Source organism: Achromobacter sp. 2789STDY5608621, from assembly GCF_001299375.1.
In the GTDB taxonomy this organism is placed as follows: Bacteria; Pseudomonadota; Gammaproteobacteria; order Burkholderiales; family Burkholderiaceae_B; genus Achromobacter; species Achromobacter insuavis.
Genome location: NZ_CYTU01000063.1, coordinates 1 through 17,055 on the forward strand (window position 1 = coordinate 1; position 17,055 = coordinate 17,055).

The following is a 17,055-nucleotide window of genomic DNA, read 5'->3' on the forward strand; positions in this document are numbered from 1 at the left end:
GCACCGGGCAAGCCTTCGATCCCGGGAGGTTGAACCTGAAAACAGCTTGATCCGGACCATAGAATCTCGTCCTCGCCTGCGGCGACTCCTTCGGATTCCCTCGGGTGCATCTACACGCCCCGCCATGCGCTCGCGCCGTGACTCAATGGCGGGTGTTGGGGAGGGTGGCGCTTGGCAAGCTTGTCACCGTCGGCGCGGTGCGGAAGGGTTTGCGGGGCCCGCCGGAAGACGGCCGCGCGGGCGGCCGTCTTCCGGCTTACGCGGTGTCTTGCGGCTCCGGATGACGCTGCGCGCTTGGGGGGCTCGGTGTTAGCGCAGCAGCGCCCTCTTTGCTTCCTGGTATTCCGTTTCCAGCTGGGTCACCAGTTCGGCCACCGACAGGATTTCCTGGGTGGCGCCGACGCCTTGGCCGGCGCTCCAGATGTCTTTCCAGGCTTTGGGCCGGGTGCTCTTGTCGAGGTTGGGAGGCGGGGCGTCGTAGTCGGGGAGCCGGGTGGGGTCCAGGCCGGCGGCGCGGATGCTTTCGGTGAGGTAGTTGGCGGGGACGCCGGAGAAGTGGGGTGTGTAGGTGACGTCGGCGGCCTGGGCGCGCAGGATCATTTCGCGGTAGGCGTCGTTGGCGAGGGATTCGCGGGTGGCGATGAAGCGGGTGCCCATGTAGGCGAAGTCGCAGCCCAGGGCCTGGGCGGCGAGGATGTCCTTGCCGTGGCTGATGCAGCCGGACAGGGCCAGCGGGCCGTCGTGGAAGGCGCGGATCTCGTTGACGAGGGCGATGGGGTTGAGCTGGCCGGCGTGGCCGCCGGCGCCGGCGGCGACCAGGATGAGGCCGTCGACGCCGGCGTCCAGGGCGCGGCGGGCGTGGCGCACGGTGGTGACGTCGTGATAGACCTGGCCGCCGTAGGCGTGGACGGCGCGGACCACGGCCTCGGGCGGGTGCAGCGAGGTGATGAGCAGCGGCACGCGGCGCTCGGCGCAGATGGCCAGGTCGCCCTGCCAGCGGGCGTTGCTGGGGTGGACGATGAGGTTGACGCCATAGGGCGCGATCCGCGCCTGCGGATCGGCTTGGCGCGCGCGAGACAGCCTGTCCTCGATGCGCGTGATCCACTCGTGCAGCTGTTCCTGCGGCCGGGCGTTGAGCGACGGGAAGGTGCCGATGATGCCGGCGCCGCATTGCGCCGCCACCAGGTCCGGGCCGGAGACCAGGAACATGGGGGCGCCGATGATGGGCAGTCGGGTCTGCGTGCGCAATGCGGATGGCTTCATAGGCGGGTTCCCGTCGGGGTCAGTTGGCCTGGATGTTGGCGCTCTGGATCACATCGGCCCACAAGGCGTATTCGCGGTCGATGCGTTGCTGCAGGGCGGCGGCGTCGCCGGTGTTGATGGTGTAGCCGCCGTCGGTCATGGCGCGGCGGAAAGCGGGGTCCTTCGACACCTCGGACAGCGCCCGGGTCAGGCGCGCCTGCACGGCGTCGGGCAGCTTGCGCGGGCCGACCAGTGCGTACCAGCCGACTACCTCGTAGTCCTTCATGCCGGCCTCGATCATGGTGGGCACGTCCGGCAGCTCGGGGTTGCGGGTGCGCGAGGTGACCGCCAGCGCGCGCGCCTTGCCGCTCTTGATGAACGGGATGGCGGTGCTGGTGATGTCGAACATGAAGGTGATCTTGCCGCTGACCACGTCCATCATCGCCGGCGAGTTGCCGCGATACGGCACGTGCAGCATCGGCACGCCGGCCTGCTTCTTCAGCAGTTCGGCCGACAGGTGGTTGGAGGCGCCGATGCCGGCCGAGCCGAAGGACACGGCGTCGGGGTGGGCGCGGGCGTAGTCGACCAGCTCGCCCACATTCTTCGCGGGGGCCTGCGGGCCGATCAGCAGCACGTTGGCGTAGTCGACCACCAGGCCGATCAGCGAGAAGTCCTTGCGCGGATCGAACAGGGTGCTGCGCTGGACCAATGGCGACATGGTCAGCGTGGGGCTGGCGGCAAAGCCCAGCAGGTAGCCGTCGGGCGGGGCCTTGGCGGTGGCGTCGGAGGCGATCATGCCGCTGGCGCCGGCGCGGTTCTCGACCACGACCGCCTGGCCCAGCTTGTCGCCCAGGTACTTGGCGAAGACGCGCGCGGTGGTGTCCACCGGGCCGCCGGGGGCGTAGCCCACCAGCAGGCGGATGGGGCGGTCGGGGTAGGCGCTGTCGGCGGCGGCGCTGGCGCCGGCCGTCATGGCCGCCACGGCGGCGGCCGCGGCGAGCAGGGTCTTGATGTTCACGCTCATGTCTCCTTGTGGAATGAGCCGGTCGCGGAGCGGAACAGCGGGGCCGCGCCTACGCCAGCCTTTCTTTCAGCGGTTGCTTGAGGATCTTGCCGCTGACGGTGGTGGGAATCGTGTCGATGCAGTGGATCTGCGCGGGCCGCTTGTACGGCGCCAGCTGGGCGCGCAGGTGCAGCATCAGCAGGTGGGTGTCCAGTCGCGCGCCGGCCAGGGGCTCGACGAAGGCGATAACTTCCTCGTTGTGGTCCTCGGTGGGACGGCCGACCACCGCCGACAGGCGCACGCCGGGGAAGGCGTTGATGACCGCCTCCACCTCGATCGGGTAGACGTTGAAGCCGGAGCGGATGATCAGATCCTTGGAGCGGCCGGCGATGTACAGCGCGCCGCGGTCGTCCAGGTAGCCGATGTCGCCGGTGGCGAGCCAGCCTCCGGGCAGCAGCGCCTGCGCCGTCTGCGCCGCGTCGCGGTAGTAGCCCAGCATCACGCCGGGGCCGCGGATCAGGATGTCGCCGCGCTTGCCCGGGCGCGGCGCGTCGGCGTCGCCGATGCGCAGTTCGACGCCGTCCACCGCGTAGCCGGCGCTGCAATCGGCCGGCGGGGTGTCGATGTCGGTGATGAACATGGACCCGGCGTATTCGGTGATGCCGTAGCCGTGGTGCATCGGCACGCCGAAGTAGCGCTCGGCGTCGCGCTTGAGCGTGGGGTCGAGCGCCGCGCCGCCGGTGTAGACATAGCGCAGCGCGGGCGCACGCAATTCGCCGCGCGGCGGCGCGGCCGCCAGCATGCGGTTGAACATGGTCGGCACGCCCTGCAGGATGCTGACGCCCGGATGGGCCAGCGCCTTGAAGGCGTCCTCGGGATCGAAGCGGCTGCGCAGCACCAGGCTGGCGCCGGCGTGCAGCGTGGCCATCAGCACGGTGGCGATGCCGAAGATATGCGACAGCGGCAGGGCGGCGTAGCCGATGTCGCGCGGCGTCAGGCGGCGCGACGCGGCCGAGACGCCGGCGAAGTGCAGCAGGCCGCGGTGCGGCACCATGACGCCCTTGGGCGCGCCGGTGGTGCCGGACGTGTAGATCACAGTGGCGACTTCGGCGGCGATGTCGCCACGCTCGGGTGGCGTCGGCGTGTCCGCGCGCCGCGCCCGCAGGCCCGGGCCCCAGGCGTCGGCATCGGCCGCTTGCGCGCCGGCCGCGTCGGCATGGGCGGCGGCGGCGGACGAGACGCCGCTGGTGTACAGCGTCACCTGCGGCTGGGCATGGGCGCCGATGGCGGCGATCTCACGCGCCGACAGCCGCGCGTTCACACCCACCGGCCAGGCGCCGAGAAGACTGCAGCCGAACAGCGCGGCGATCATGGCGGCGCAATTCTCGCCGACCATCATCACGCGATGGCCTGGCTCGACCCCCGCGGCCGCCAGCCAGCGCGCCGCGTCCTGGGCGCGTTGCCACAGTTGCGCATAGGTCAGGATGCCGCCGCCTTCCTCGTACAGGCAGATGGCGTCGGGCTGCTCGCCGGCCTGGCGGGCCAGCACTTGGTGGATGCGGGTGAGCGGTTCTGCGTGCGACATGGTTGCTGCGGTTGGAGTCAAAGCGTGGCGGCGGTGCCGAGGATGGCGGTGGCCTGGCTGGACAGCGTGCCGCCGTTGCCGTGCACCAGCGCCAGGTCGGCGCCGGCCACCTGGCGCGCGCCGGCCTCGCCGCGCAACTGCCGCACGGCCTCGATCATGATGAAGACGCCATACATGCCCGGATGCACGCAGCACAGGCCGCCGCCATTGGTGTTGACCGGCAGCCGCCCGCCGGGCGCGATGGCGCCGTCGGCGATGAAGTCCTTGCTCTCGCCCTTGGCGCAGAAGCCCAGGTCTTCCAGGAACAGCAGGGTGTTGATGGTGAAGGCGTCGTACAGCTCGACCACGTCGATGTCCTGGGCCGAGACGCCCGCCATGGCGTAGGCGCGGCGGCCCGATTCGCTGGCGGCGGTAACGGTCAGGTCTTCCATTGACGAGATCTGCCGGTTCCACACGGCGGTGGCGTTGCCCAGCACGTAGACCGGCGGGCGCGGCAGGTCGCGGGCGCGCTCGGCGCGCACCAGCACATAGGCCCCGGCGCCGTCGGTGACCAGGCAGCAATCGCGCACGCTCAAGGGGTCGGACACCATGCGCGCCGCCAGGATCTGTTCCAGGGTGGCCGGTTCGCGCAGCTGCGCCTCGGGGTTGAGCTGGGCCCACTGGTTGGCGGCCAGCGCGACCTGCGCCAGGTGTTCGCGGCGGGTGCCGTACTGGTGCATGTGGCGCGCCGCGGCCAGCGCATACGACGACAGCGGGCTCAACGGGTCGTACGGCGTCTCGTAGGGCTGCGGATCGAACTGCTTGCGCACGCGGCCGATCTCGGCGCGGCTCAGCGTCGACGTGCGCTGGGTGCTGCCATAGCAGACCAGCACCGCGTTGCACTGGCCCGAGGCCAGCGCGTGCAGCGCCGGCAGCAGGTGCGCCACGAAGCTGGAGCCGCCCAGCATGGTGCTGTCGATGAAGCTGGGGCGGATGCCCAGGTGTTCGATGACCGGCATCGCCCACATCGGCGCGGCCACGCTGGCGGTGCAGAGCCCGTCGATGTCGCGCATGGTCAGGCCGGCGTCGGCCACGGCGCGCTGCGCCGCCTGCACCAGGATTTCCATTTCGGTGTAGCCGTTGGCCTGGCCCAGGCCGGCATGGCCGACCCCCGCCACCGCGACGGCGCCGCGCAGATCGTTCAGCGTCATTGCGCCTCCTTGTTCGGCACGAAGACCAGCAGTCCGCGGCCTTCGGTCACGGCCACCTGGGCCCGCACCGCCATGCCGATGCGCACGGCGTCGGGCGCCACGCCCTCGACCCGGCTCATCAGGCGCACGCCTTCGGCCAGGTCGACCAGCGCCACGTTGTAGTCGCCGCCCGCCTCGGGCTTGCGCCGCACCACGGTGGTGGAATAGACGGTGCCGCGGCCATCGGGCGTCTGCCACGACAGCGCTGCGGCGCCGCAATGCGGGCAGAGCATGCGCGGATAGAACACCGCGCGGTCGCAGGCGTCGCAGTGCTGGATCTGGAAGCGCCCCTGGTCGAGCGCCTGGCGGTATTGCGCCTCGACGCCTTCGGCGGCGCGTGGGTCGGTTGCGGTCATTGCATACGGTTCCGGAGGGATGAGCCGCCAGTGTCGGGGCTGGCGCCGGCCGGTGCCATTCTTCATTGCTGAAGCAGGCCTTTTGCCGGCCCGTAGTGCCCGTGCCCTACACCGAGGCAAAAGCCGGTCTTCCGCAACCGCAGATTGTCCGGCGCGCGGTCGCCATGGCTAGATAGCCATCCAAGGAGGTAGGCCATGAATCTGACCTGGACGCCGGAAGAGATCCGGTTCCGCGAAATGGTGCGCGCGTTCGCCGCCGACCGGCTGCCGCGGGACATCCGCGACAAGGTGCGCCGGCACCAGCGCCTGGAGCGCGACGACTACGTGCGCTGGCACAACATCCTGGCCGACCAGGGCTGGGGCGCGCCGAACTGGCCGGTCGAGCATGGCGGCACCGGCTGGAACGCACTGGAGCGATTGATCTTCGAAGTCGAATGCTTCAAGGCCGGCGCGCCGCGCCTGCTGCCGTTCGGCCTGTCCATGATCGGCCCGGTGCTGATGAAGTATGGCAGCGCCGAACAGCAGGCGCGCTTCCTGCCGCGCATGCCGCGGGTGCAGGACTGGTGGTGCCAGGGCTATTCCGAGCCCGGCTCGGGCTCGGACCTGGCCTCGCTCAAGACCCGCGCGGTGCGCGATGGCGACGAATACGTGGTCAACGGCCAGAAGACCTGGACCACGCTGGCGCAATACGCCGACTGGATGTTCTGCCTGGCGCGCACCGACCCCGAGGCGCGCGCCCAGCGCGGCATTTCGATGCTGCTGCTGGACATGCGCGCGCCGGGCGTGACGGTGCGCCCGATCCGCACGCTGGACGGCGGCCACGACGTCAACGAAGTGTGGCTGGAGAACGTGCGCGTGCCGGCCGCCAACCTCATCGGCGAGGAGAACCAGGGCTGGACCTACGCCAAGTACCTGCTGGGCCACGAACGCACCGGCATCGCCGGCCTGGGCCATTGCCATCGCGAACTCGGCATCCTCAAGGACATGGCCGCCCAGGCCACCGCGCGCGGCCGGCCGCTGCTGGCCGACAGCCGCATGCGCGACCGCATCTCGCGCATCGAGGTCGACATCATGGCGCTGGAAATGCTGCTGCTGCGCGTCGCGGCCAGCAACGGCGGCACGCCCGGTCCGGAAGCCTCGGTGCTGAAGATCCGCGGCTCCGAGATCCAGCAGGACCTGGCCATGCTGCAGATGGAAGTCGCCGGCCCCGACGCCTGGCCGTACGACCCCGAGTGGATGCTGGCCGAGGCCGCGTATCACGGCCCCGGCCCCGAGATGGCGGCGGCCTCGGGCGCCGGCTATGCCGACATGCGCAAGACCTCGATCTACGGCGGCACCACCGAAGTGCAGAAGGGCATCATCGCCCGCCTGGTGCTGGGCCTGTAGGCCCGGCCCGCATCCGCAAGGAACACGACGCATGGATTTCCTCTATACCGAAGAACAGCGCATGCTGGCCGACAGCCTGCGCCGCCTGGTGGACCAGGCATGGACCCGGCCGCAGCGCCGCGCCCGCGAGGCCGCGGGCCGGCTCGATGAGGCGGCCTGGGGCGCGCTGGCCGAGCTGGGCGTGCTGGGCCTGAACATCCCGCAGGAAGCAGGCGGTTTCGGCGAGGTGCCGGCCAGCCTGTTGCCGGTGCACCTGGAGCTGGGGCGCGGACTGGTGGCCGAGCCGGTGATCCCCTGCGCGGTGATGGGCGCGGCCCTGATCGGCGCCTGCGGCGAGGCGGCGCGTGACCGCTGGCTGCCGGGCATCGCCTCGGGTGAACGCGTGGTCAGCGTGGCCTACCAGGAGCCCGGACGCCGCTACCAGGCCGATCCCCAGGGCTGCCGCGCGATGCGCGCCGGCAGCGGCTGGCGGCTGGACGGCGCCAAGCACCTGGTGTGGCATGGCGCCGCCGCCCACGCCTGGCTGGTGAGCGCGCGGGCCGACGACGGCGCCACGCTGCTGCTGGCGGTGCCGGCGGATGTCACTGGGGTACGCGTCACCGACACGCCGACGCTGGACGGCGCGCGCTGCGCCCGGCTGGATTTCGACGCGGTATCGCTGGGCGCCGACGCGCTGCTGGCGCAGGGCGCGGCGGCCGACGCGGCCCTGGCGCAGGCGCTGCAATGGGGCACGGCGGCGCTGTGCGCCCAGGCGGCGGGCGCGATGGAGCGGCTGCTGGAGATCACCGTCGACTATCTCAAGACGCGCAAACAGTTCGGCCAGCCGCTGGCGTCGTTCCAGGCCCTGCAGCATCGCCTGGCCGAGATGCTGGTGGCCAGGGAGCTGGCGCTGTCGATGGCCTACGTGGCGGTGGCCGCGCTGACCGAACCCGACGCGGCGCAGCGCCGCCGCATGCTGGCCTCGGCCAAGCTCGAAACGGCGCGCGCCGGCCGGCTGGTGGCGCAGATGGCGGTGCAATTGCACGGCGGCATGGGCATGACGGACGAGCTGGAGGTCGGCGACTACTTCAAGCGCCTGACGGTCGCGGACCTGCTGCTGGGCGACAGCGCCGAGCAACTGGCGGTGCTGGAGGAACTGGCATGAGCCATGACCGCTACACCGAGATCACGTTCACGCTGGAGCAGGGCGTCGGCGTCATCACGCTCAACCGCCCCGAGCGCCTGAACAGCTTCACCGCCGTCATGCACGCCGAGCTGGCGCGGGCGCTGGACTCGCTGGAGGCGCACGCCGGCTTGCGCGGCGTGATCCTGACCGGCGCCGGCCGCGGCTTCTGCGCCGGCCAGGACCTGGGCGAGCGCAAGCCGGCCGAAGACGGTTCGCGGCGTGACCTGAGCGAGAACCTGGAAAAACTGTACAAGCCGCTCATCATGCGGCTGCGCGCGCTGCCGGCGCCGGTGGTGTGCGTCATGAACGGCGTCGCGGCCGGCGCCGGCGCCAGCCTGGTGCTGGCCTGCGACGTGGTGTTCGCGGTGGAGTCGGCGCGTTTCATCCAGGCCTTCAGCAAGATCGGCCTGTTGCCGGACGCGGGCGGCACCTGGTTCCTGCCGCGCCTGGTGGGTTCGGCGCGGGCCATGGGCGCGGCCCTGTTCGGCGAGGCCGTCAGCGCGCGGCAGGCCGAGGCCTGGGGCCTGATCTGGCGCGTGGTGCCGGACGCGGACCTGGCCGCGACGCTGGCCGACGTCCGCGCCACCCTGGCGGCCGGGCCGACCCGCGCCTACGCCGCCACCAAGCAGGCGCTGCATGCGTCCAGCGGCAACACGCTGGCGCAGCAGTTCGACCTGGAATGCGCCTTGCAGCGCGAGCTGGGCTACACCGACGATTACCTGGAAGGCATGCGCGCCTTCGCGCAGAAGCGCGCGCCGGCGTTCGGCGGGCGCTAGGGCTGGCGCGTGGCGTCTTGTCGCGTGGACCGGCCCAGGCATACCGCATGGGCGCGGGGCGTGGCGGGAGCCGTCTGCGCGTCAGGCGGCCGCCGGCTGCCGGATCTGCTCGATCAGTTCACGCGCGCAGCCGGGCAGGGCGTCGATGTCGCGCACCAGCAGCTTGCGCTCGCGCACCACCCAGGGCTCGTCCAGCTCCACCACCCGCAGCTTCATTTCCGCGCCGTAGCGGCGCGCGGCCGAGTCGGGAATCACGCCGACGCCGACGCCCGCCTGCACCATCCGGCAGATGGAATCGAAGCTGTACAGCTGGATGCGTTGCGGCAGGCGCTGGCCGATGCGCTCGAGCTGGTCGCGCAGGAACGCCACCAGGGTCGAGCCCTCGTGCATGGTGATGAACGGATAGCGCACGGCGTCGGCCAGCTTGACCTTGTCCTGGTCCTGCAGCGGATGGCCGTTGGGCACCACCAGCACCAGGCGGTCGGTGCTGAAGTGGATGGTCTGCAATTCGGGGGCGTCGACCGGGCCGGCGACGATGCCCAGGTCGGTGGTGCCGTCCAGCACGCCGCGCACGATGTCGCGCGTCAGCCGTTCCTGCAGGTCGACCGTGACGCCGGGATGGCCCGCCAGGAACTGTGCCAGGATGTCCGGCATGAATTCGGTGACGGCCGTGGTGTTGGCGAAGATGCGGATGTGGCCGGCATCGCCGTCGGCCTGTTCCTGGAAGTCGTGCTTCAGGTGGTCGACCTGGCGCATGATGACCCGCGCGTGCTGCAACAGCCGCTGGCCGGCCGGGGTGATTTCCACGCCGCGGCTGTCGCGGTACAACAGACGGGTGTTGAGCTGGTTCTCCAGCGCCTTGATCCGCACGCTGACGGCGGCCAGCGACAGGTGCGCCCGCTTGGCGGCCTGCGTCAGGCTGGGGGATTCGGCGATGTGGATAAACAGGCGGAGGTCGGCGAGGTCGAAGTGCATGGCGCCTATATTACGGCGGCCGGCCCGGGGCGCACGATTCAGGCGCCCCAAACCCGGCCTTGAGGAAAAATGAATTCACAGCGCGCGCGGCATGCGGGATGCTAGCCGCCAGGACATCTACCAGAGGAATATCGGCATGACATCGACAGACCCGGCCGGCTGGATCGGCAGCGGCGAGCGCCAGGCGGACGCGCTGGATCCCGGACACGCGGCGCGCATCGCCGCCACGCTGGGCGGCCCGGCGCCGGCCGTGGGCGACCCCCTGCCGCCGCTGTGGCAGTGGGCGTTCTTCATCAGCACGGTCGCGGCCGATGGCTTGGGGACGGATGGGCACCCGGCCCGCGGCGGCTTCCTGCCGCCCGCGCAGGACCGCAACCGCATGTGGGCCGGCGGCCGGGTCGAGTTCCGCCGCCCGCTGCGCGTGGGCGTGCCGGCCGAACGGGTATCGGTGGTGGCCGACGTCAAGGAAAAGGCCGGCCGCACCGGCGCGCTGCTGTTCGTGACGGTGCGCCACGAATATCGCCAGGACGGCGAAGTGGCCATCCTGGAAGAGCAGGACATCGTCTACCGCCAGCCCACGCCGCCCAAGCTCACCGGCACCGAGCCGGCGCCGCAGGCGCAGTGGCGCGACGCCATCGAGCCGTCGTCGGTGCTGCTGTTCCGCTATTCGGCCGTGACCTTCAACGGCCACCGCATCCATTACGACCATCCCTACGTCACCGGCACCGAAGGCTATCCGGGCCTGGTGGTGCACGGCCCGCTGATCGCCACCGAGATGGTTGCCGCGTTCCTGCGCGCCCATCCCGGCGCCCGCCCCACGCACCTGTCCTACCGCGGCCTGCGGCCGCTGATTTCGCCCACGCCCTTCCAGGTCGCCGGCCGCGTCGAGGAACCGGGCCTGGCCCGGCTCTGGGCCGAGCAGGACGGCACGCTGGCCCACCAGGCCGAACTGAGGTTCACCGCATGAGCACGCCAGCCCCCCGCCCGCTGGACGGCATCACCGTCGTCAGCCTCGAACACGCCATCGCCGCCCCGTTCTGCACCCGCCAGCTGGCGGACATGGGCGCGCGCGTCATCAAGATCGAACGTCCTGGCGCGGGCGACTTCGCCCGCGGCTACGACGAGCGCGTGCGCGGCCTGTCGTCGCACTTCGTCTGGACCAACCGTTCCAAGGAAAGCCTGACGCTGGACCTCAAGCGCGACGAGGCCGGCGACATCATGGATCGCCTGCTGCAACAGGCCGACGTGCTGGTGCAGAATCTGGCGCCCGGCGCCGCCGCGCGCCTGGGGCTGTCGTTCGAGGCGCTGCACGCCCGCTTCCCGCGCCTGATCGTCTGCGACATCTCCGGCTACGGCGAAGGCGGCCCCTACCAGGACAAGAAGGCCTACGACCTGCTGATCCAGAGCGAAAGCGGCTTCCTGTCGGTCACCGGCACCGCCGACGACCCGGTCAAGGCCGGCTGCTCCATCGCCGACATCTCGGCCGGCATGTACGCCTATTCCGCCATCCTCAACGCGCTGCTGCTGCGCCAGAAGACCGGCCTGGGCAGCCGCCTGGACGTCTCCATGCTCGAGAGCATGGTCGAGTGGATGGGCTTCCCGATGTACTACGCGTTCGAGGGCGCCCCGCCGCCGGTGCGCGCCGGCGCGGCCCATGCCTCGATCTATCCGTACGGCCCGTTCCCCACCGGCGACGGCAACACCATCATGCTGGGCCTGCAGAACGAACGCGAATGGCGCGTGTTCTGCGCCCAGGTGCTGCGCCAGGCCGAGCTGGCCGAGGACCCGCGCTTCGCCACCAACTCGCTGCGCACCGCCAACCGCGAGGCCCTGCGCGCGCTGATCGTCACGGCCTTCGCCGACCTCAGCGTGCAGCAGGTCACCGACCGGCTGGAAGACGCGCAGATCGCCAACGCCCGGGTCAACGACATGGCCGGGGTCTGGGCCCACCCGCAGTTGCGGGCGCGCGACCGCTGGAGCCAGGTCGACAGCCCGGCCGGCGCGCTGCCGGCGCTGCTGCCGCCGGCCAGCAGCAACGCCTTCGCGCCGCGCATGGCGGCGGTGCCCGCCGTGGGCCAGAACACGGATGCGGTGCTAGCATCACTGGGATACGCGCCCGAACAGGTGGCGCGCTTCCATGCTTCGGAGGTGGTGTGATGCATTCCGTCGTTCGTACCGCGCTGTTCGTGCCGGCCTCCCGTGCCGAACGCATCCCCAAGGCCCTGGCCAGCGGCGCCGATGCCGTCATCGTCGACCTGGAAGACGCGGTCGAGCACCTGGCCAAGGCCTCGGCCCGCGAAGCGCTCTGCGACTTCCTGGGCACGCAGCCGCAGGCGCGGGTCTGGGTGCGCATCAACGACGCCTCCACCTCGTGGCACGACGACGACCTGAAAGCCTGCCGCGGCAAGCCCGCGGTGGCCGGCATCCTGCTGCCCAAGGCCGAAAGCCTGGCGCAGGTGCGCCACGTGGCGCAGACCGGGCTGCCGGTCATCCCCATCCTGGAAACCGCGCGCGGCATCCTCAACGCCGCCGAGGTCGCCGGCACGCCCGGCGTGGCGCGGCTGGCGTTCGGCAGCCTCGATTACGGCCTGGACCTGGGCCTGGCGCCGGACACCGCCGGCGCCGAAGCCGTGCTCGACCATGCCCGCGTGCAGGTGCTGCTGCAGACCCGCGCCGCCGGGCTGGCGCCGGCGCTGGATGGCGTGTTCCCGGGGGTCGAAGACCACGCGGGGCTGTCCGCCGCCGCCGCGCGCGCCCAGCAGATGGGGTTCGGCGGCATGCTGTGCATCCATCCCGCGCAGGTGCCGGTGATCCACGCCGCCTTCGCGCCCGATCCGGCCGAGCTGGCCTGGGCCCGCCGCGTGGTCGCGGCCCACCGCGACAAGGCCGCCGGCACCTTCATGCTGGACGGCAAGATGGTCGACGCGCCTGTCATCACCCGAGCCCGCCGGGTGCTGGCGCAGGCCGGGGAAAACGCCGCCGGCTGAGCCGTCCGCCGCCCGGCCTACAATCCGGCAAACCCTGACGCGGATGGACTCATGAGCGAAGCGCTCTTTATCGGGCATACCTATATCGACGTCACCGTGCTGGCCGACGAATGGCCCACCGGCGACGAGAAAAGCGTGGCGCGCGACTACGCCGTGTCGTTCGGCGGCAATGCCGTCACCGCGGCGTTCGCCTGCGGCAAGCTGGGCACCAGGCCCGACCTGATCTGCTCGCTGGCGCCGGACTGGCTCGGCCACATGTACACCGACATGGCGGCCGCGCACGGCGTCACGCTGCACGGGCGCCAGGTGCGGCGCTCGTCGCTGTCGTTCATCATGCCCAACCATGGCAAGCGCGCCATCGTGCGGGCGCGCGACGCCGACTACCTGAACGATTTCCCGCGCCTGGACGTCGGCGGCTACCGCGCGCTGCACCTGGACGGCCATCAGCCCGACGCCGCGCTGCACTACGCGCGCGCCTGCCGCCAGGCCGGCATCCTGACCTCGCTGGACGGCGGCGGCGTGCGCGAGAACACCGACGAACTGCTGCGCCACATCGACGTGGCGGTCTGCGCCGAACGCATGTGCGAGCAGCTCGACCTGTCGCCGCGCGGCTTGCTGGACCTGCTCAAGCAGCGCGGCTGCCGCATCGGCGCGGTGACGCTGGGCGAGCGCGGCATGCTCTGGTACGACGAAACCGGCGCGGTCGACACGCTGCCGTCGCTGGACGTGCCGGCCGCGCGCATCATCGACACCTCCGGCGCGGGAGACGTGTTCCACGGCGCCTATGTCTGGTCGTACGTGAACCGGCCCGAGCTGGCCTGGAAGGAACACTTCACCTTTGCCCGCGCCGCCTCGGCGCACAAGATCCAGCACCTGGGCAACGAGGCCGGACTGCCCGGCGTGGACGACGTCGAACGCGCCATGCTGGCGTTCGCGCCCAAGGCCTGACGCGGCCGGGGCCAATCCGTGGGGTAATCAGGAGGCAAGCGGGAACCGCGCCGCCTGGCGCGGTTCAGTCCAGCCGTTCGATCGGCTGGTCGGTGATGTCGCCGAGCCAGGCGTCGAGGCCGCGGCCGGCCAGCATCAGCGCCGGCGCCAGGTCGCGCAGCGGGCGCAGCACGAAGGCGCGCAGCTGCATGCGGGGATGCGGCAGGACCAGGCGCTCGTGCGCCATGGCGGCGTCGCCATGCAGCAGCAGGTCCAGGTCGAGCGTGCGCGGCGCGTTGCGGTAGGGCCGCTCGCGGCCATGGCGCAGTTCCAGCGCCTGCAGCAGGTCCAGCAGGTCCAGCGGCGCCAGCGTGGTGTCCAGGGCCGCGACCGCGTTGACGAAGTCCGGGCCGGTGGCGTCCACCGGCGCCGTGCGATAGAAGGGCGAGGCCGTCACCGCCGCGATGCCGTCGGCGGCGGCCAGTTCGGCCAGCACGGCCCGCAACGTGGCCGCGCTGTCGCCCAGGTTGGCGCCCAGCCCGATGTAGGCGCGCACGGGGGCGGCCATGGCCTTATTCGGCGTTGCCGCCATTGCCGGCGGCGGGGCCGCGCGAGGACGGGCGGCGGCGCGGGCGGCGCTTGCGCGCGGCCGGCGCCGGGCCTTCGCTGGCGTCGCGCGGCAGGCGCGAGATTTCCTCGATCATGTCGGCGCGGGTGGCGTCGTCGGCGTTGGCCAGGTCCATCCACCACTGCGCCAGCACGCTGTCGAACTCGCCGGCGGCGGCGCGCAGCTGCAGGAAGTCGCAGGCGGCGCGGAAGCGCGGCTGTTCGATCATGCGGAAGATGGTCTTGCCCATGCGGCGCTCGAAGCGCGGCTGCATGAACCAGATCTCGCGCATGTCCGACGAGAAGCGGCGCTGGATCGCGAGCTTCTCGGTCTGCTCGTCGAGCACCGAGTCGGCGGCCTGCGACAGCGCCGGGATGGTGTGCTCGCCCTGGGCGCGCAGCTGCTTCCAGCGCACGTCCACCTGCTGCCACAGCAGCGCGGCGAACAGGAAGCTGGGGCTGATGGTCTTGCCGGCGCGCACGCGGGCGTCGGTGCGCTCCAGCGCCAGTTCCACGAAGTGCTCGCCGCCCGGCTGCTCCAGCACCACGTCCAGCAGCGGCAGCAGGCCGTTGTGCAGGCCGTCGGCGCGCAGCTGGCGCAGGCAGTCCATGGCGTGGCCGCAGGTCAGCAGCTTGAGCATCTCGTCGAACAGGCGCGAGGCCGGCACGTTCTCGATCAGGTCGGCCATGGTGCGGATCGGCTGGCGCGTGGCCGGGTCGATCGTGCCGTTGAGCTTGGCGGCGAAGCGCACCGCGCGCAGCATGCGCACGGGGTCTTCGCGGTAGCGCTTGGCGGGATCGCCGATGATGCGGATCTGGCGCTTCTTCAGATCGGCCACGCCGTTGTGGAAGTCGATCACTTCCTCGTTGTGCGGGTCGTAGTACAGCGCGTTCATGGTGAAGTCGCGGCGCGCCGCGTCTTCCTCGTGGGTGCCGAACACGTTGTCGCGCAGGATGCGGCCGTGGGCGTCGGTTTCCTGGTCTTCCGAGGCGGGCGCGCGGAAGGTGGAGGTCTCGATGATCTCCTGGCCGAACACCACGTGCACCAGCTGGAAGCGGCGGCCGATGATGCGGGCGCGGCGGAACAGCGGGCGGATCTGTTCGGGTGTGGCGTTGGTGGCGACGTCGAAATCCTTGGGCTCCAGCCCGACGATCAGGTCGCGCACCGCGCCGCCGACGATGTAGGCGTCATAGCCGTGCTGGCGCAGCACCTCGCACACCTTGATGGCATGGCGCGAGACGTTGCGGCGGTCGATGCCGTGCTTGTCGCGTCCGATGCGCAAGGGCCCCCGGGCTGCCGGCGCGAACAGTCGGCCGACGAATTTTTTTATGGTTTCGGTGATCATTTAGGACTTGGCATCTATGACGTGGTCGAACAGGTCGATCACTTGCCAGCCGCGTTCCTGGGCGATGGCGCGCAGGGTGGGGCTGGGGTTGGCGGCGATCGGACGGGTCACCTTTTCGAGCAGTGGAACATCATTGACCGAATCGCTATAGAAAAACGATTCGGAGAAATCCGCAAGTCCTAATCCCATGGCGCCCAGCCAGTCGTTCACGCGCACCACCTTGCCTTCCTTGAAGCTCGGGGTGCCGAGGATGCGGCCGGTGTAGCGGCCGCGCTGGACTTCGGCGTCGGTGGCCACCAGGTGGGGGATGCCGAAGGCGCGGGCGATGGGGGCGGTGACGAAGCTGTTGGTGGCGGTGACCACGGCGCACAGGTCGCCGGCTTCCAGGTGCGATTCGACCAGCTCGCGCGCGGCGGGGGTGATCGACGGGCGGATGACCTCGGCCATGAAGTCCTCGTGCCAGGCGGCAAGCTCGAACGGCGCGTGCGCCGCCAGCAGGCCCAGCATGAACTCGGCGGCCTGTTCGGCGGTGAGTTCGCCGCGGTTGTAGCGGTCCATCAGGTCGTCGTTGCGGCGGCGGGCCTCGTCCGGATCGCCGGCGCGGCCGGTGCGCGCCAGATAGTCGGCCCATTGGTAGTCGCTGTCGAGCGGCAGCAGGGTGTGATCCAGGTCGAACAGGGCGAGACGTCGGGAGGTCATGTGCGTTGTGAATCAGGGTCTGCGAGCATGGCGCGCAGCAGGGGCAGGGTGATGGGACGGCCGGTGGCCAGGGAATAGCGGTCCAGCGCGTCCAGCAACGCCGCCAGCTTGCGGATGTCGCGCTCGTGGTGCGTCAACATCCAGTTGATGATTTCGGGCGCCAGGTGCAGGCCGCGTTCGGCCGCCTGGGCCGCCAGCGCCGCCAGCTTGTCGGCGTCGGACAGCGGGTCGAGGCGGAACACCAGGTCCCAGCCCAGCCGGGTGCGCAGGTCTTCGCGCAGCGGCATCGACAGCGTCGAGCGGTCGCCGGCCACGGCCAGCGCGAAGGCGCGGCCGGTGGCGGCCGATTCGCGCCAGCGGTTGTACAGGGCGAACAAGCCCGCCTGGCGGTGCTCGTCCATGAGGTGCACGTCGTCCACCGCCACGAACTTGGGCATGGGCGACTTGGAGTCGGCCTCGGCCAGCACGCGCAGGATGTTGGCGCTGTTGGCCGCTTCGATGTAGACGGCGTCGGGGCGCGCGGTCAGCGCGCGCAGCAGGTGGCTGCGGCCGCAACCGGCCGAGCCCCAGATATACAGCGCACGGCCGGGAGCGAGCGTGCGCACGGCCGCCAGCGCCTCTCCGTTGGGACCGGCGATGTAGTTGTTCAGCGAGGGCGCTGGCGCGGGAAGAACGTCGAGCAGCAGCTGGCGGTTCATGAGAGGTTTATCGATCAGGCGGGTATAGCTAGGGCGAGCCCATGGCCGGCGGCGGCGTTGCCCGCCAGAAACTGG

Annotated in this window: 17 protein-coding genes; 7 read left to right on the forward strand and 10 right to left on the reverse strand. The window is 71.0% G+C overall.

Features of this window, described 5'->3' with window-relative positions:
- Positions 1–309: 309 nt before the first annotated feature.
- The 5 genes from AOZ53_RS30255 to AOZ53_RS30275 are packed head-to-tail and all read right to left on the reverse strand — an operon-like array spanning position 310 to position 5,415.
- Positions 310–1,263, reverse strand: coding sequence for an NAD(P)H-dependent flavin oxidoreductase (locus AOZ53_RS30255; RefSeq protein WP_054434635.1), 954 nt, complete (start codon positions 1,261–1,263; stop codon positions 310–312).
- A gap of 19 nt (positions 1,264–1,282) precedes the next feature.
- Entirely contained in the window at positions 1,283–2,260 is a 978-nt protein-coding gene (locus tag AOZ53_RS30260) for a Bug family tripartite tricarboxylate transporter substrate binding protein (RefSeq protein ID WP_054434643.1), read from the reverse strand.
- Between the two features lie 55 nt (positions 2,261–2,315).
- Positions 2,316–3,830 (reverse strand): class I adenylate-forming enzyme family protein, encoded by a 1,515-nt coding sequence (locus AOZ53_RS30265; protein ID WP_054490698.1) that lies wholly within the window; start codon positions 3,828–3,830, stop codon positions 2,316–2,318.
- Between the two features lie 17 nt (positions 3,831–3,847).
- Complete coding sequence (locus AOZ53_RS30270) at positions 3,848–5,020, reverse strand: thiolase (protein ID WP_054434632.1); 1,173 nt, start codon at positions 5,018–5,020, stop codon at positions 3,848–3,850.
- Positions 5,017–5,415 carry a Zn-ribbon domain-containing OB-fold protein gene (locus tag AOZ53_RS30275; RefSeq protein ID WP_054434630.1) on the reverse strand — a complete coding sequence of 133 codons (399 nt, stop codon included), beginning with the start codon at positions 5,413–5,415 and terminating at the stop codon, positions 5,017–5,019. Before AOZ53_RS30275 ends, AOZ53_RS30270 begins: the two co-directional genes overlap by 4 nt.
- 195 nt (positions 5,416–5,610) lie before the next feature.
- Between AOZ53_RS30275 and AOZ53_RS30280 the strand changes: the two genes are divergently transcribed.
- Genes AOZ53_RS30280 through paaG form a run of 3 tightly spaced genes read left to right on the forward strand, consistent with a single transcriptional unit; the run spans position 5,611 to position 8,742 of the window.
- Entirely contained in the window at positions 5,611–6,801 is a 1,191-nt protein-coding gene (locus tag AOZ53_RS30280; RefSeq protein ID WP_054434628.1) for an acyl-CoA dehydrogenase family protein, read from the forward strand.
- A gap of 31 nt (positions 6,802–6,832) precedes the next feature.
- Positions 6,833–7,945: an acyl-CoA dehydrogenase family protein gene (locus tag AOZ53_RS30285; protein ID WP_054490700.1), complete on the forward strand. Its 1,113-nt coding sequence runs from the start codon at positions 6,833–6,835 to the stop codon at positions 7,943–7,945.
- Positions 7,942–8,742, forward strand: coding sequence for a 2-(1,2-epoxy-1,2-dihydrophenyl)acetyl-CoA isomerase PaaG (paaG, locus tag AOZ53_RS30290; protein ID WP_054490702.1), 801 nt, complete (start codon positions 7,942–7,944; stop codon positions 8,740–8,742). The genes AOZ53_RS30285 and paaG overlap by 4 nt, the downstream gene beginning before the upstream one ends.
- 81 nt (positions 8,743–8,823) lie before the next feature.
- Here the strand turns inward: paaG and AOZ53_RS30295 are convergent, their stop codons facing one another.
- Positions 8,824–9,717: a LysR substrate-binding domain-containing protein gene (locus AOZ53_RS30295; RefSeq protein ID WP_054490704.1), complete on the reverse strand. Its 894-nt coding sequence runs from the start codon at positions 9,715–9,717 to the stop codon at positions 8,824–8,826.
- 136 nt (positions 9,718–9,853) lie between these two features.
- Here AOZ53_RS30295 and AOZ53_RS30300 point away from each other — a divergent pair, with 136 nt between their 5' ends.
- Genes AOZ53_RS30300 through AOZ53_RS30315 form a run of 4 tightly spaced genes read left to right on the forward strand, consistent with a single transcriptional unit; the run spans position 9,854 to position 13,652 of the window.
- The gene (locus tag AOZ53_RS30300) at positions 9,854–10,684 is read left to right on the forward strand and encodes an HTD2 family dehydratase (protein WP_054434623.1); all 831 of its coding nucleotides are present in this window, start codon (positions 9,854–9,856) and stop codon (positions 10,682–10,684) included.
- A complete protein-coding gene (locus tag AOZ53_RS30305; protein ID WP_054490706.1) occupies positions 10,681–11,874 on the forward strand; it encodes a CaiB/BaiF CoA transferase family protein in 1,194 nt (397 codons plus the stop codon). Before AOZ53_RS30300 ends, AOZ53_RS30305 begins: the two co-directional genes overlap by 4 nt.
- A complete protein-coding gene (locus tag AOZ53_RS30310) occupies positions 11,871–12,704 on the forward strand; it encodes an HpcH/HpaI aldolase/citrate lyase family protein (protein ID WP_054434619.1) in 834 nt (277 codons plus the stop codon). Before AOZ53_RS30305 ends, AOZ53_RS30310 begins: the two co-directional genes overlap by 4 nt.
- A gap of 51 nt (positions 12,705–12,755) precedes the next feature.
- Positions 12,756–13,652, forward strand: coding sequence for a sugar kinase (locus AOZ53_RS30315; protein WP_054490708.1), 897 nt, complete (start codon positions 12,756–12,758; stop codon positions 13,650–13,652).
- Positions 13,653–13,716: 64 nt separating this feature from the next.
- Here AOZ53_RS30315 and AOZ53_RS30320 read toward each other — a convergent pair whose 3' ends face one another.
- From AOZ53_RS30320 to hda, 4 genes are read right to left on the reverse strand one after another with little or no spacing between them, the layout of a single operon-like run.
- On the reverse strand, positions 13,717–14,199 hold the full coding sequence (locus tag AOZ53_RS30320; protein WP_054490710.1) for a 2-amino-4-hydroxy-6-hydroxymethyldihydropteridine diphosphokinase: 483 nt from the start codon (positions 14,197–14,199) through the stop codon (positions 13,717–13,719).
- A 4-nt stretch (positions 14,200–14,203) separates the two neighbouring features.
- Positions 14,204–15,583 (reverse strand): polynucleotide adenylyltransferase PcnB, encoded by a 1,380-nt coding sequence (gene pcnB / locus AOZ53_RS30325; protein ID WP_054434613.1) that lies wholly within the window; start codon positions 15,581–15,583, stop codon positions 14,204–14,206.
- Positions 15,584–16,282 carry an HAD family hydrolase gene (locus tag AOZ53_RS30330; protein WP_054434610.1) on the reverse strand — a complete coding sequence of 233 codons (699 nt, stop codon included), beginning with the start codon at positions 16,280–16,282 and terminating at the stop codon, positions 15,584–15,586. It abuts the gene before it with no gap.
- Positions 16,279–16,980, reverse strand: a complete 702-nt coding sequence (gene hda, locus AOZ53_RS30335; protein WP_054434608.1) for a DnaA regulatory inactivator Hda — start codon at positions 16,978–16,980, stop codon at positions 16,279–16,281. The genes AOZ53_RS30330 and hda overlap by 4 nt, the downstream gene beginning before the upstream one ends.
- Between the last annotated feature and the right edge of the window lie 75 nt (positions 16,981–17,055).